The 14,581-nt window shown below is 66.3% G+C and carries 13 protein-coding genes and 2 tRNA genes; 9 read left to right on the top strand and 6 right to left on the bottom strand.

The window, feature by feature from the left end:
- Nucleotides 1–3 precede the first annotated feature (3 nt).
- On the bottom strand, nt 4–1,434 hold the full coding sequence (locus E3T55_RS03480; RefSeq protein ID WP_134518171.1) for a sugar porter family MFS transporter: 1,431 nt from the start codon (nt 1,432–1,434) through the stop codon (nt 4–6).
- Between the two features lie 68 nt (nt 1,435–1,502).
- Complete coding sequence (locus tag E3T55_RS03475) at nt 1,503–1,907, bottom strand: tautomerase family protein (RefSeq protein WP_134518170.1); 405 nt, start codon at nt 1,905–1,907, stop codon at nt 1,503–1,505.
- Between the two features lie 404 nt (nt 1,908–2,311).
- Here E3T55_RS03475 and E3T55_RS03470 point away from each other — a divergent pair, with 404 nt between their 5' ends.
- From E3T55_RS03470 to E3T55_RS03455, 5 genes are all read left to right on the top strand, one after another.
- Complete coding sequence (locus E3T55_RS03470; protein WP_134518169.1) at nt 2,312–3,775, top strand: NAD(P)/FAD-dependent oxidoreductase; 1,464 nt, start codon at nt 2,312–2,314, stop codon at nt 3,773–3,775.
- Nucleotides 3,776–3,836: 61 nt separating this feature from the next.
- Nucleotides 3,837–3,980, top strand: a complete 144-nt coding sequence (locus E3T55_RS20180; protein WP_166791660.1) for a hypothetical protein — start codon at nt 3,837–3,839, stop codon at nt 3,978–3,980.
- 40 nt (nt 3,981–4,020) lie between these two features.
- Nucleotides 4,021–5,331 carry an MFS transporter gene (locus E3T55_RS03465; RefSeq protein ID WP_241992834.1) on the top strand — a complete coding sequence of 437 codons (1,311 nt, stop codon included), beginning with the start codon at nt 4,021–4,023 and terminating at the stop codon, nt 5,329–5,331.
- Between the two features lie 52 nt (nt 5,332–5,383).
- Nucleotides 5,384–5,743, top strand: a complete 360-nt coding sequence (locus E3T55_RS03460) for a thioredoxin family protein (protein WP_134518168.1) — start codon at nt 5,384–5,386, stop codon at nt 5,741–5,743.
- A gap of 51 nt (nt 5,744–5,794) precedes the next feature.
- The gene (locus tag E3T55_RS03455) at nt 5,795–5,962 is read left to right on the top strand and encodes a hypothetical protein (RefSeq protein WP_134518167.1); all 168 of its coding nucleotides are present in this window, start codon (nt 5,795–5,797) and stop codon (nt 5,960–5,962) included.
- A gap of 116 nt (nt 5,963–6,078) precedes the next feature.
- Here E3T55_RS03455 and E3T55_RS03450 read toward each other — a convergent pair whose 3' ends face one another.
- Nucleotides 6,079–7,542 carry an MFS transporter gene (locus tag E3T55_RS03450; protein WP_134518166.1) on the bottom strand — a complete coding sequence of 488 codons (1,464 nt, stop codon included), beginning with the start codon at nt 7,540–7,542 and terminating at the stop codon, nt 6,079–6,081.
- Between the two features lie 167 nt (nt 7,543–7,709).
- On the opposite strand from E3T55_RS03450, the gene E3T55_RS03445 reads away from it, so the two are divergent.
- Entirely contained in the window at nt 7,710–8,570 is an 861-nt protein-coding gene (locus tag E3T55_RS03445) for a helix-turn-helix transcriptional regulator (RefSeq protein ID WP_338145116.1), read from the top strand.
- A 77-nt stretch (nt 8,571–8,647) separates the two neighbouring features.
- Here the strand turns inward: E3T55_RS03445 and E3T55_RS03440 are convergent.
- Together E3T55_RS03440 and E3T55_RS03435 are read right to left on the bottom strand one after the other, a co-directional pair.
- Nucleotides 8,648–8,721: transfer RNA gene (locus tag E3T55_RS03440), tRNA-Met, on the bottom strand.
- A gap of 67 nt (nt 8,722–8,788) precedes the next feature.
- A tRNA-Thr gene (locus E3T55_RS03435) sits at nt 8,789–8,860 on the bottom strand.
- 197 nt (nt 8,861–9,057) lie between these two features.
- Here E3T55_RS03435 and E3T55_RS03430 point away from each other — a divergent pair.
- Genes E3T55_RS03430 through E3T55_RS03420 form a run of 3 tightly spaced genes read left to right on the top strand, consistent with a single transcriptional unit; the run spans nt 9,058 to nt 13,077 of the window.
- Nucleotides 9,058–10,410 carry a glycosyltransferase gene (locus E3T55_RS03430; protein WP_134518165.1) on the top strand — a complete coding sequence of 451 codons (1,353 nt, stop codon included), beginning with the start codon at nt 9,058–9,060 and terminating at the stop codon, nt 10,408–10,410.
- A 40-nt stretch (nt 10,411–10,450) separates the two neighbouring features.
- Nucleotides 10,451–12,202: a glycoside hydrolase family 13 protein gene (locus E3T55_RS03425; protein ID WP_241992833.1), complete on the top strand. Its 1,752-nt coding sequence runs from the start codon at nt 10,451–10,453 to the stop codon at nt 12,200–12,202.
- The gene (locus E3T55_RS03420; RefSeq protein WP_420897962.1) at nt 12,199–13,077 is read left to right on the top strand and encodes a GTP pyrophosphokinase; all 879 of its coding nucleotides are present in this window, start codon (nt 12,199–12,201) and stop codon (nt 13,075–13,077) included. Before E3T55_RS03425 ends, E3T55_RS03420 begins: the two co-directional genes overlap by 4 nt.
- 91 nt (nt 13,078–13,168) lie before the next feature.
- On the opposite strand, the gene E3T55_RS03415 is transcribed toward E3T55_RS03420, so the two are convergent.
- Complete coding sequence (locus tag E3T55_RS03415) at nt 13,169–14,389, bottom strand: M23 family metallopeptidase (protein WP_134518163.1); 1,221 nt, start codon at nt 14,387–14,389, stop codon at nt 13,169–13,171.
- Between the last annotated feature and the right edge of the window lie 192 nt (nt 14,390–14,581).

Raw genomic sequence — 14,581 nt, 5'->3', positions numbered from 1 at the left:
AGACTACCGAGCGGCCGGCTTGCGATTGCGGAAGTACGTCTCGAGCTCCTCGAGGCTGCGGCCCTTGGTTTCTGGCACGTACCTGGCCGCGAAGGCGATCGCGCCCACGCCCAGCACCACGAAAACGAAGAACGTATTCGAGATGCCGAAGGCCGCGAGCAGCTGTGGAAAGCTGAAGCCGATCAAAAAGTTGACCATCCAGAGCACGAACACCGACGCGCCCATGCCGAGGCCGCGCATCTTCTGCGGAAAGATCTCCGACAGCATCAGCCAGGTCACCGGCGAAATGGCACCCTGCTGAAAGGCCAGGAACGTGACGGTGAGTGCCAGAATCACGTAGCCGCGGCCCATCCCCTCGGGCAGCAGCAACGAGAAAATGCCGATCAGCAGCAGGGCGCTGGTCGTTCCGATCTGGCCGGTGATCAGCATCCGTCGCCGCCCGACCCGGCCGAGCAGCCAGATACCCACGAACGTGGCCAGCACGCTGATCACACCGTTGGCGATGTTCGCCGTGAGTGCCGCCTCGCGGCCGAAACCGGCGTCGGCCAGAATCTGGGTGCCGTAGTACATGATGGAGTTCACGCCGGTGATCTGTTGAATCACGGCCAGGCCGATGCCGACCACGAAGATGTGCCGCAGCCAGGGGGCCTTCAGATCCCGCCAGCCGCCCATCTTCGACTTGTAGTCATCGACCGCGAGGGCCTTGACCTCGTCGAATTCAACCCGGGCGTCTTCGTGCGAGCGGATGCGTCGCAGCACCCCGAGCGTTTCGCCGAAGCTGCCGATCGAGGCGAGCCAGCGGGGGCTCTCCGGCATGAGTGACATGCCGATCCAGAGGGCGATGGCGGGGATCGTGGCGAGCACGATCATCCAGCGCCAGATTCCGCCGGTGTCGCCGAAGGTGTTGCCGAGGTAGGCGTTGCTGATGAACGCCACGAGCTGACCGGTCACGATCATCAACTCGTTTTGCGTCACCATTCGCCCGCGCATCGCCCGCGGTGACATTTCGGCCAGGTAGACGGGCACGGTGACGGATGCCCCGCCCACCGCGAGTCCCAGCACCAGCCGCCCCAGAACCATCACGGCGGTGTTCGGGGCGAAGGTGCAGGCGAGGGTGCCGAGCAGAAACACCACGGCGAGCGCCATGATCGTCTTGCGCCGACCGCGACGGTCGGCGAGTCGACCGCCGAAGATCGCACCGAACGCCGCTCCGAACAGCAGCGACGAGGTGACGAGCCCCTCGGTGAGCGGGGTCAGGCCGAGGTCATCCTGCATATAGGGCAGGGCGCCGTTGATCACGCCGGTGTCGTAGCCGAACAGCAAGCCACCAAAGGTGGAGACGATGGTGACCGTGCGCAGCGAGCGCTTGTGATTGTGCGGTTTCGAACCGGCTGGTGCCGAGTCAGATTTTTTTGAGGTCGATACGTTCGTCATCAAGCACTCCGTTGTGTATGGCAATTCGGTCGTACGGTTCGGGGCCTGACACGGGGCCCCGGGGATAGCTAGGAGGCGGGTACGGCGATTTCACCCGTCACGTACTGGGCACGGCCAAAGCCGAATGACCAGTCACCTGGACCGTTCTCAACGTAGCCGATGAAGATATCCGCTCCCTCGACCCCGACCGCGGCCAGTTCGCCCGCGATGCGGTCGAACAGGGCATTCTTGGCGGCCTGGTCACGGCCGCCCTGAGTGAAGATCTGAATCATGACGACACCGTCGGTGCGCTCAAACCCGAGGCCCGCATCCTGGGCGCGCAACTGGCCCAGGGGGTGCTCGGTGAGAATGTGAAAGAGATCGCGTTCGGGGATGCCGTAGACGGCGAGGATGGCGCCGTGAATGGCGGCGCTGATGCCGCCGAGCTGCTCGGGGCTGCGGCCCACATTGACATCAATTCGAACGAGTGGCACGGGATCTCCTCGGTACGTCTGCTGGCATGATCGTATGTTCTGAACCTTATTGTTCTAACATACTAACAAACATGCCGAGATGCGAACCCCGCAGGATTCACGAGGGCGCCCCGTGCCGACGAAGCCCCTACCGGCCGGGCACCGCGCAGGCGCACTGCTGGTCGGCCGTGAAGTCCGCCATGACGTCCTCGACGTGCTGGCCGCACCCGGTCCAGGTGACTTTTCCGCAGTTGCTGCACCGAATTGGACTACACATAGTGACTCCCGTTTGTCTCGTGAATTGGATACCCTCTGAGGTATATCAGAAATCGGCATCCGGTGTGGTAGATACCCCATTGGGTATAGGAGTATGGTCGGCTCGAGAGCGCAGTTGCACGGTCGCAATTGCCGGATAAGAGGTTGACATGGCACGCGTCGTCGTATTGGGAGCAGGGGTATCCGGCCACACCGCGGCCCTGTATCTGAAGAAGCGTTTGGGCCGCAGTCACGAGGTGATCGTGGTCTCGCCGGGCTCGAAGTGGAACTGGATTCCGTCGAACATCTGGGTTGGGGTCGGCAAGATGACCGCCGACAAGGTGGTCTTTCCCCTCGCCCCCATCTACCGCCGCAAGAAAATCACGTTTCATCAGGCCAAGGCCGTGGCGCTGTACCCCGAGGGAGACCTCAACAGCCCGCGCGGACAGGTGGAGATCGTCTACACCGACCCGACCCGCGTCGGCAAGACAGTGCGCCTCGGCTACGACTACCTGATCAACGCGACCGGCCCCCAGCTAAACTTCGCCGCAACGCCCGGCCTCGGGCCGGATGGCGGCAACACGGTCTCGGTCTGCACCCCGAGCCACGCCGTTGGGGCGGCCAAACGCCTGGCCGAGGTCATCACCAACCTGAAATCGGGCAGCCCGCAGACCCTCGTCGTGGGCGTCGGTCACGGCACCTGCACGTGTGAGGGCGCGGCGTTCGAGTACGCCTTCAACGTGGAGCAGCAACTGCGGGAGGCCGGCGTGCGCGACAAGGCCGAGGTCATCTACCTCACCAACGAACACGAACTCGGTGACTTCGGCGTCGGCGGCATGACCTTCAGCTCGGGTGGGGCGCGCGTCACGAGCGAGGCCTGGATGGAATCGCTGTTTCGGGAGCGCAAAATGAAGGCCATCACGCAGGCTGCGGTGACCCGGATCGATCCCGGCGTCATCAACTACACGCAGATCGACGGCACCGAGAACGCCCAGAAGTTCGACTTCGCCATGCTGCTGCCGCCGTTTCGCGGAGTGGGCCTGACCGCCTACGACCGCGATGGCGTCGAGATCACCGACACCATCTTCGCCCCGAGCGGTTTCATGCGCGTTGACGCCGACTACACGGCCAAGCCCTTTGACGAGTGGACCGCTCAGGATTGGCCGAAGACGTACCAGAATCCGAGCTACGCGAACCTGTTCGGCGTCGGAATCGCCTTTGCGCCGCCGCACGCCATCTCGCGCCCCTACGCGACGCCGGGCGGCCTCGCCGTGGCACCCGCCCCGCCGCGCACCGGTATGCCCTCGGGCGCGATGGGAAAGGTCGTCGCCATGACGATCGCCGACATGATTCTGAAGGGCGCCCTCACCCCGACGCACCACGCATCGATGGGCGAGATGGCCGCCGCCTGCATCGCGTCGACCGGCACCGGCCTGCGCCACGGCACCGCCGCCGCCATGTCGATGTCGCCCATCGTGCCGGACAACGCCCGCTACCCCGATACCAACGGGCGCGACCCCCGCACCACGACCGGCGAGATCGGCCTGGCCGCGCACTGGGTCAAGCGCGTGCTGCACACCATGTTCCTCTACAAGGCCAAGGCATACCCGTTCTGGTACCTGATCCCCGAATAGACCAGCACACACCCCCGTGCTCCACCCCTTTGTCCCACCCATTCAACGCTCGGAGACCACCATGGATGACACCCAAAACCGTATCGACGCAGCCCCGCTTCCGGGCACCATCGAGCTCGCCCGACGCAGTAATCTCGGAGTGCAGCTGCTGCACTTTATGATGCTGAATTACACCATGTACCGGCTCGCCAAGAGCAGCCACTAGCACCACGGGTTGGAGACACCATGTTCACCGTTCGCTTGTCGTGCGTGACCCGAGGCCCGCGATGACGACGGATGCGGCATCCGTCGCCCCCGAATCGACCGCCCCCGAGTCGCCCTCCGCCCGCGACGCTGACGCGCACTCCGCCCTGCAGAAGCGGGTCGTGCGGGTGCTCGTCGCCGGGCAGATTCTCGGCGGCATCGGCATGGGCGCGACCCTGTCGCTCGGGGCACTGCTCGCGGCGGACCTCTCGGGGTCAAGCGCGTGGTCGGGCATGGCCGCCACGATGAGCACGCTCGGGGCGGCAGTCGTGGCCGTTCCGCTCGCCCGGCTCGCCCAGGCTCGGGGTCGACGCATCTCCCTGGCCACCGGGTCGCTCATCGCCGGCACCGGCGCGGTGCTGGCGATTTTCGCCGCCGCGGTCGGCGTCTTTCCGCTCTTGCTGCTCGCCCTCATGCTGCTCGGCGCCGGGTCGGCCGCCAACCTGCAGGCCCGATTCGCCGCGACCGACCTGGCCAGCACCCGGTTCCGGGCCAGGGACCTGTCCCTCGTCGTCTGGTCCACGACCATCGGCGCCGTGCTCGGGCCGAACCTGTTCGGCCCCGGCGAGGCCCTCGGCGCCGCGCTCGGACTGCCCGCCATGACCGGCGCGTTCGCCTTTTCGCTCGCAGCCACGATCGCCGCGGCCGTCGTCTACTCGATCGGGCTGCGGCCAGATCCCCTGCTGACCGCCCTCGCCGCCCGGGCCGGACAGGTCGGTGCCCGCCGCGCCCACGGCGGGTTGAAGATTCTGCGCGGCAATGCCCTGGCCCGGTTTGCCGTGGCCACGGTCGCGCTCAGCCACATGACCATGGTCGCCCTCATGTCGATGGCACCCGTGCACCTGCGCGACCACGGCGCGACCCTCACGGTGGTGGGCCTCACCATCAGCCTGCACGTGGCCGGAATGTACGCCCTGTCGCCCGTCTTCGGCTGGCTCTCCGACCGCTTCGGCCGACTGCCGGTCATTCTCGGCGGCCAGGGTCTGCTCGTCGTGGCCCTGCTGACCGCGTGGCTCGGCGACGGATCGCAGGGCATCCTGACCGTCAGCCTGATTTTTCTGGGACTGGGCTGGTCGGCATCCGTCGTGGCCGGCTCGGCGCTCATCTCGGAGGCGGTCGAGATCGAAGACCGCTCCTCGCTGCAAGGCTTCTCCGACCTCTCGATGAATGCCGCCGGGGCACTGGGCGGGGCACTGGCCGGTCCGGTCCTGGTGGTGCTGGGCTATTCGGGTCTGGGGGCCGCTGCCCTCGTGCTCGTCGGCGTCGTGGTGCTCTGGGGAGTGCTGCGAGCCAGCACGCGCTCACGAGCCTGATCAGGTACCCCACAGGGTATCTTTAATACCCTTGGGGGTATAGACTGATCGCATGGCAACCATCGATCTCACCGAATCCACCTTCAGCGCGAGCATCAACGGTGGCGGCATCGTGCTCGTCGATTTCTGGGCCGGCTGGTGCAGCCCCTGCCGCTCGTTCGCGCCCACCTTCAGCGCCGCATCCGAGAAGCACTCCGACGTCGTGTTCGCCAAGGTGGACACCGAGGCCGAACAGGGCCTGTCGTCGGCAGCCGGCATCCGCTCAATTCCGACCCTGATGGCCTTTCGCGACGGCATGCTGGTGTTCTCCCAGCCCGGCGCGCTCAACGCCGCCAACCTCGAGGAACTCGTCGCCGGCGTGCAGGCCCTCAACATGGATGACGTACGCGCGAAGGTCGCCGCTCAGGCCTGATCTTCTTGTTCTTCCTCTCCCCCACAACCGCGTCACCGAAAGGCAATCCCCATGTGTAGAGCCGTCACCTGCAAGACCTGCCAGAAGACCACCTGGGCCGGCTGCGGCCAGCACGTCGATCAGGTCATGCGCAACGTGCCGCGCAATGAGCGCTGCGCCGGCAACCACCCGAAGGCCCCGTCATCCGGCTCCTTCCTCTCCCGCCTGTTCGGCCGCTAGCCGCACCCGCGGTATCCGCGGTCACGAAAACCGGATGATTTGACGATCCGCAGCCCACAGCAGGATGGATTGAGTGCTCTTCGTCGCTTCATCCTGTTTTCGTGACAGGTCGAACATCATGCGTTGAGCTGGTCTGACGTGCTGTGGCGCAGAAACAGCGCGATGGCTGCGGCGGCCAACACACACAGCACTGCGTTCACACCGACCGCGGTCGTGACACCATCGAGCACACTGGCGGCTCCGGTTTCGCCGAGGGCATTCATCCGTGCGGTCACGATCGCGGACATGATCGGGATCCCCATCGTGATTCCGATCTGCTGGCTCATCGTCACCAGCCCGGTAGCCAGGCCCTGTTCGTTATCGGGCAGGCCGGAGGTGGAGGTGACCACGTATCCGACGATCGCAACCAGGTTTGCGACACCCCCAATGAAGGTGGCGACGAGCAGAAGAAGGATCCAGCCGGAGTCGGGGCCAAGGAACAGCAGCGGAAACGTGGCTGCTGCCTGCAGAAGGAACCCGGCGACGATCGCACGGCGTGATCCGAGCGTGCCAATGACTTTCGGGCCGATGATAGCGCCGAGCACGGTTCCCGCTCCGAGGACGGCGAACGAGAGTCCAGCCGCAAGCGGCGAATAGCCGAGTACCTTTTGCAGGTAGAGAGTCAGCAGGAACACCAGCGAGGTCTCGGTAGCAAACGCCAGCAGTCCGGCGACATTGCCCCAGGCGACAGTTTTCCGTTTGAGGATAGCAACGGGGACCAACGGATGCGCTACCCGCTTCTCAATCTGCCAGAAGACGACCAGGAAGACGACGCCGACCAGGAGCGCTCCCCATGCCAACGGGTTATCCCATGAGGTTTCGCCCGCCGTCGTCAGCCCGTAGACGAGAGCGAGAAGCCCCAGGGTCACGGTGACCGCGCCGGCCAGGTCAAGCTTGGGCCGTTCGTGAGGGCGACTTTCGCTCAGGACGAAAGGAGCGATCACGAGCACCACAACCGCGACGAAGATGTTGATGAAGAATGCCCACCTCCAGCTCAGCAGGTCGGTGAGGACTCCGCCGAGGATCGCCCCGGTGGTGAACCCGGCCGCCATCAAAGCGCCATTGAGGCCGAGAACCGTGTTGCGCTGCGGTCCTTCTGCAAACGAAGTCGTCAGAAGCGACAGCGCCGCGGGCACGACCATCGCCGTCGCGAGCCCCTGGGCCACTCGGGAGACGATCATCACCACTGGTTCGTGAGCGAAACCGCCGACAAGAGACGAGACACCCAGCAGGGCCATACCAAGCAGAAAGAGTCGTCGACGACCGAATAGGTCGGCGAGCCGCCCAAAGAACAGGGTGAACCCTGCCGCGCAGAGGGCAAACGAGCTCGCGATCCATTGCAAATGATCGAGGGCGAATCCCAGGTCCGAGCCGATCGTGGGCAACGCAACGTTCAGAATCGAGAAATCCACGGCAAGGGTGAAACTGGCCGTGAGCAGAACGAACAGGGCAAGGCGTTGCCGCCCGGTAAATCTCGTGGCACGCCCGGCGGGGGCCTCCTGGTTGACAGCGCGGTCGGCGGTCGGAACTATGTCGAGCATGCCCATCCTTTCGGTAGAGGGAACGATTCGTGGGCGCCGGAAAGTCCGGCACACTGCCACAGTGAGCCACCGTGCGCGCAGCAACCAGACCCGCGTCATCCCACCCCCACGGTGCCTAGCACTGACAGGGACAGGCTTGATCGGTTCAGACAGTCGAGAATGGGAACATGGCCGGCATGAACCCCACAGAAGAACTCGGCGAGTTTCTTCGAACTCGGCGCGCGCAACTCACCCCGGAAGCGGCAGGGATCACCCCCTACGGTGCCCGTCGGGTACCGGGTCTCAGACGCGAGGAACTCGCACAGCTCGCCGGCGTTTCGGCCACCTACTACACCCGCTTGGAACAGGGCCAATCTACAAACGCCTCCGAATCCGTCATCGACTCCATTGGGCGGGCGTTGAACCTGAGCGACGATGAGAAGGTGCATTTGCATGACCTGGCGCGCCCCGCCACAGCCCAGCGTCGAGCTCCGTGCACACCCGAGCAGGCAACGCCCGGCACGATACGCCTGCTGAAGGCGATGACCCGTGTGCCGACAGTGATCATGGGTCGAAGAAACGAAGTCCTGGCCTGGAACCCCCTCGGGCACCTGCTCGTCGCCGGGCACGCCGACCCGGACGCGCCTAGCCGGCCCCTTGATCGACCAAACCTCACCCGGATGCTGTTCCTCGACCCCCACACGAAGGACCTCTATCGCAATTGGCGTGACGAAGCCTCACTCGCCGTGGCATCATTGCGGTTCATCGCCGCACAGCACCAGGACGATGCCGAACTGACCCAGCTCATCGGCGAACTCACCCTCAAGAGCTCCGATTTCGCCGCGATGTGGACGAAGCACCCGGTGCATCAATGCGTGAGCGGCATCAAGCGCTTCCACCATCCCGAGGTGGGGGACTTCGACCTCAGCTACGAGGTCCTCCACCTCCCCGGTACCAGCGGGCATCGAATGATGACGCACGCTGCCGAACCGGGCTCAACCGATGCCGCAGCGCTGGAACTCTTAGCGGCTGCAAACGAGACGGGTTGATGACGGCAGACCGCACATAAGCGAAAAAATGCCCCGGACTTCAGCGGAAGTCCGGGGCGATTTTCATGAATACCGTGTAGCGGGAGCGGGAATTGAACCCGCGACACCACGATTATGAGCCGTGTGCTCTAACCAACTGAGCTACCCCGCCACGACTTGTCAGCAGCTTACTGCCGTGAGCATTTTACTGCACTCGGCAGGTTACGACTTCAAGCCTGAGCCCCCTGTGGGAATCGGACCCACTACCTCTTCCTTACCAAGGAAGTGCTCTACCAATGAGCTAAGGGGGCGACGCTTCAGCTTCTGAAGCACGCCAGTTTTGGCAACCTGTCTAGATTATCACCAGTTAAGGCCCCCCGGTTACCGCGGCCGGATAACATGGCTCCGTCAGCCCGTGAGCGGCCCCCCGACCGCCCCGTTTTACCCACAAACCACACGGTTTTGCGCCCATGCCCGTTACGAACACCGTCCCTCCCGGGAGCCTGTTATGACACGCATCCTTTTCGGCAGCATGCCCCGCAGCACCCAGGTTCGCCCCGGGCTCCCCCTCGCCCGGCGACTGGTCACCGAGGGCCACGACGTCACCTGGTACACCGGGTCGAGTTACGTCACCGAGGTGGCCTCGACCGGAGCCGTCGCGGTGCCGATGTCGCCCGCGCGGGATCACTCCGACGCATCCGTCGCGCGGATGCACGCGATCGCCCACCCCAAACCGGGCGTCGCCGCCCAGAAATGGGCGCACCGCCACGTGTCGCTCGAGCCGATTCCGGGCTGGCTGCAGGAACTGGAGGTGCTGGCCCTGCGGGTGCGGCCGCAGGTCATCGTCGTCGAGCACGGCTTTCTCGCCGGCCTGTTTCTGGCCGAGAAGCTCGGCCTGCCCAGCGTTGCGTTCTCGACGACGCCGCTCGCCGTGCCGAGCGGCGACACGGCTCCGGTCGGCAGCGGGCTGGCACCGGCCGGTTCCGGACCGGGCCATGCTCGCAATCGCGCCCTGAACTGGAGTTTCGAGCACGTATTGTTGGCCGACGTGCAGGCCGCCGCGAATGCTGTGCGCCGGGCCTGTGGCCTGCCGCCGCGGCACAGCTTCTTTCTCAACTGGAACATCGAGCTCAGCACCCGCTACCTCGCTGCCACCGTGCCCGAATTCGAGTACCCACGCGGTGACCTGCCGCCGCACGTGCAGTTCACCGGGCCCCTGCTGCCCGGGCTCGGCCGCGGCTGGCGCACCCCGGCCTGGTGGGGTGACGTGGCCGCCGCCCGCCACGCCGGCCGCCCGGTGATCGTACTCACCCAGGGCCTGCACGACCCCGAAAGCCACCGGCTGCTGCTGCCGGCCATCCGCGGTCTGGCCGCCGAGAACGCGCTCGTGATCGCGACCACGGGCGCAGCCGACCCCGACGCCGTGCTGCCGCCCACGAGACGGCCGGAGAACCTGCGGCTGGAACGCTTTCTGCCTTTCTCCGAGCTGCTGCCGCGGGCGGATGTGCTCGTCACCACCGGCGGCTATCTGGGCATTCAGCAGGCCCTCGGTGCCGGCGTCCCCGTGATCGTCGCCGGCGGCACCGACGACACCGTCGAGGTGAGCGCCCGGGTGGAGTGGGCCGGCGTCGGCGTGTGCCTGCACAGCGCCGACCCCGACGCCACCGACATCCGTCAGGCCGTGCACCGGGTGCTGGGCGATCCGCGCTTTCGCCGGCGGACTCGAGCCCTCGCCACCCGCTACGCCCACGCAGCGGGCCTGCCGGCCGCCCTCGCGGCGATCACGTCCCTGGCTGAACCGAGTGCGGCATCCGCTACCCGGCGACATTCACCGCAGAGCGGTGGGCGCGCGAGCGGATGACGCGGGCGGGGCACGCAGGTGCATGACGTACCCTTTTTCTATGACAGGCACCAGTGTGACCGGCCCAGCGTTGACCGGCCCCGACGTAGTTGACACCCCCACCGCACCCGGATCGGAGTGGTGGCGCACCGCCGTGATCTACCAGATCTACCCGCGCTCCTTCGCCGACGCGAACGGTGACGGCATGGGCGACCTCGCCGGCATCACCAGCCGGCTGCCCGACCTGCAGCAGCTGGGCATCGACGCCATCTGGCTGAGCCCCTTCTATACCTCGCCGCAGCGCGACGCCGGCTACGACGTGGCCGACTACTGCGACGTCGACCCGCTCTTTGGCACCCTCGACGACTTCGAGGTGCTGCAGCGCACGGCGCATGATCTGGGCATCCGCGTGATCGTCGACATCGTGCCCAACCACTCCTCGAGCGACCACGACTGGTTTCAGGAGGCCCTCGCATCCGCGCCCGGCAGCCATGAACGTGAACGGTACATCTTTCGCGACGGCAAGGGCACGACCGGCGAACTGCCGCCGAACAACTGGGAGTCCGTTTTCGGCGGCCTCGCCTGGACCCGCACCGAGAACACCGACGGCACGCCCGGCCAGTGGTACCTGCACCTCTTCGATACCACCCAGCCCGACCTGCACTGGGAGAACCCGTGGGTGCGTCAGCAGTTCCGCGACGTGCTGCGGTTCTGGCTCGACCGGGGCGTCGACGGTTTTCGCGTCGACGTGGCGCACGGCATGATCAAGGCCGCGGGCTTGCCCGACTACACGCCACCGGCCGAGGGCGGCAGCATGGGCGGCGGCGCGACGGCGCTGGAGCCCGGCATCGACGCCCCGCCAGCCGAAACCCCGCCGTACTGGGCGCAGGACGGCGTGCACGAGATCTACCGCGACTGGCATCAGGTGCTCGCCGAATACCCCGGCGACCGGGTACTCGCCGCCGAGGCCTGGGTGGATCCACTCGCGAAGGTGGCCCAGTGGGTGCGCCCCGACGAGATGCACCAGGCCTTCAACTTCGCCTACCTCGAGACCCCGTGGAACGCCCCGGCCCTGCGCCGCGTCATCGACGATTCCCTGAAGGCCTTCGGCGACGTCGGCGCGCCGAGCACCTGGGTGCTCTCCAACCACGACGTGGTGCGCCACGCCTCCCGCCTCGCGTTGACCGCAGAAAACCTGCAGGGCCACGGCATCGGCCCGAAATCGCCCGGCCAGCCCGACGCGGAGCTCGGCCTCGCCCGCGCCCGCGCCGCAAGCACGCTGATGCTCGCCCTGCCCGGCTCGAGCTACCTCTATCAGGGTGAGGAACTCGGCCTGCCCGAGGTCATCCACCTGCCCGACGCCTCACGCGAAGACCCGACCTGGTTTCGCACCAACGGCGAACGTTACGGCCGCGACGGATGCCGCGTGCCCCTCCCGTGGGAGGCCGCCGCCCCGTCATACGGTTTCGGCCCGACGAGCGCCAGCTGGCTGCCCCAGCCCGCCGAGTGGGCGCACCTCGCCCGCGACGTTCAGCGCGGAACGACCGGATCCACCCTCGAGTTGTACACGCTGGCCCTGGCCCTGCGCCGCGAGCACGGGCTGGGCGCCGGCACCGTCGCCTGGCTGGCCGGCTTCGGCCCCGAGATCGTGGCGCTCGTGAACGGCGACGTGACCGTGATCGGAAACGCGGGGGCGGCATCCGTCGAGCTGCCCGCCGGGGAACTGCTGCTGGCCAGCGGACCGATCCTCACGGGCGCAACCGGCGTGCGCAGCCTGCCGAGCGATACGACCGTCTGGTTGCGCACCGAGTGACCGAGACCGGGGGGACGATCGGGGAAGCGGGTACCGGGGTGGAGGCGCCCGCGGGGCCGATGTCGGTGACCGCCGCGACCGATGCGGTCGCAGCGATCTCCGAGGCCGCGGAGGCGACGTCGACGGTCGATATCGCCGAGCTGCGAGCGCTGAAGAATGAGCTGACGCGGTTCATGATGTCGTACAAGTTCGCGACCGACGAGATGATGACGAAGATCAACATTCTCAAGGAAGAGTTCGGGTCGATCCACGACTACAGCCCCATCGAGCACGTAAGCTCACGGCTGAAGTCGCCGGAGGGCATTCTGAAGAAGGCACTGCGCAAGGGGTACCCGCTTGCCCTGGAAAGCATTCGGGACAACATCCAGGACATTGCGGGCATCCGCATCACCTGCAGCTTCATCTCGGACACCTACCGGGTGCGCGACATGCTGATCAACCAGCGTGACGTCACGGTGCTGCTCGAGAAGGACTACATTGCGACGCCGAAGGCGAACGGGTACAAGAGCCTGCACCTGATCGTCGCGATTCCGGTGTTCATGAGCGACCGGGTGCAGCCGGTCACCGTGGAGGTGCAAATTCGCACGGTCGCGATGGATTTCTGGGCGAGCCTCGAGCACAAGATCTTCTACAAGTACGACGGCGCGGTGCCCGACGCGCTTGTCGACGATCTGAAACAGGCAGCGGATGTCGCCAATCGCCTCGACGAGAAAATGGAATTTCTGCACGACCAGGTAGTGGCCCTCGACACCGGATCCCGTGACACGGCCGACGCCGACATGCTGAACTTCGCCGGTCTGCCGCCGTTCCCGCTGCCGCGCAACCTGCTCGAGGCCTTCGTGCGCGGCCGCGGCCCGGCATCCGCTGCCGACTAGCCGCCCGCCCTCGCTGCCTGTTGCCCACGCCGCCTGTCAGACGGCCGTTCGGGCAGCGGATGCCGCAGCGCGGCCCAAGAATGAGCGCTGGCTAGTCGGTGTGGGTGTAGAGCCACTGCAGCGAGTCGACCTTGACGCCGCTGATGCCGCCGAGGCGGATCTCGAAGTGCAGGTGTGGGCCAGTCGACATTCCGGTGCTGCCGGTCTTGCCGATGACCTGGCCGACCTTGATCACGTCGCCGGCCTTGAAGAGCATCGATCCGTGGATCATGTGCGCGTAGACGCTCGAGACCAGTTCGCCGTCGATCATGTGGTCGATGATCATGTGCACGCCAAGGCTGCCTTCGCCGTCTTCGGCGAAGCTCACGACACCGTCGCTGATCGCCTGAATCGGGGCGCCGAGGCCGGGGTTGAAGTCCTGGCCGCCGTGGTTGACCGAGCAGCCGGCGCAGTTACGGTAGCCGAACTGGTCACCGATGTGCACTCCCACGGCGAAGGGCCACTGAATGGCGCCGTTGGGGTTGTTGGTGAAGGTGTCTTCCATACGAATTCCGCTGGCCGCGGCCGAGTCGGCGATCGTGCTGGATTCGTAGCCGTCGCGCTCGACCATGATGGTGTCGCCGCCGGCGAGATCGAGGGTCTGCAGCGGTTCGGTCTCTGCCTTCTGCTGCGAGGCCAGCACCGCGGTCTGCACGTCGGAGGAACTCAGCAGCGCCTCGGCCGGCAGTGAGGTCGCCACGGCCATGAGAGCCACGAACGACATGGCGGCAACGGTGACGGCCTTCGTCGCGAGGCGACGCACGCGGGCAACGGGCGCTCGCACCGGGCGAGCGGATGCCGCGGGCGGCGTTGCGTTCGGCACGAACCGGCGGGTGGGCGCGAACGGCGCTTCCGCTTCGGCGAGGCGGGCGGTCGCGACGGGCTGGCGACGCGGGCGGCCGGCGCGGGCGTCGGCTCGATCGGCGCGCAGATCAGCGCGGCTCGTCAGGGGAATCTCGGTGGAGCTCGTTGCGGTCGACTCCGGGTCCAGCAGGATGTCGTCGCGCACGGCGTTGACTCCAGCGGAGCCCTGCGCGGCGATGACGCGGTCGTTCTCGTCGAGCACCGGCGTCTCGAGGTCAGGAACGTTCAGCTCGGCGGCCACGACGCGCGCGGCATCCGCGGTCAGAGTTGCGGAGCAGTCAGTGGCGGCATCCGTCGACGACGATTTCTCGGCCTGAGCCACGGTCGCAAGGCGTTCCTGTTCACGCAATTCACGACGCGTCAGCGGTACGAGTGGGGCCGTGGGGGTTGCGTCACGCTCAGCGGACACACAGGTATCCAGTGCTGGGGCGTGATGTGTCAAAGGGAATCTTTCGGCGCGGCGGACAAGGAGAATGGAGCTCCTCGTGGGCGATGCCAGAAGAACGATTCACTCAACACTAACGCGCGAGGCCGAAAAGGCCAGACGTGTGCACCGAATGACCCCCGAAAAGGGGTATCCGTCGAGACCCAGGAAACCCGA

It is taken from the genome of Cryobacterium frigoriphilum, from assembly GCF_004403305.1.
Classification (GTDB): Bacteria; Actinomycetota; Actinomycetes; order Actinomycetales; family Microbacteriaceae; genus Cryobacterium; species Cryobacterium frigoriphilum.
This window is presented reverse-complemented; position numbering and strand designations above follow the sequence as displayed.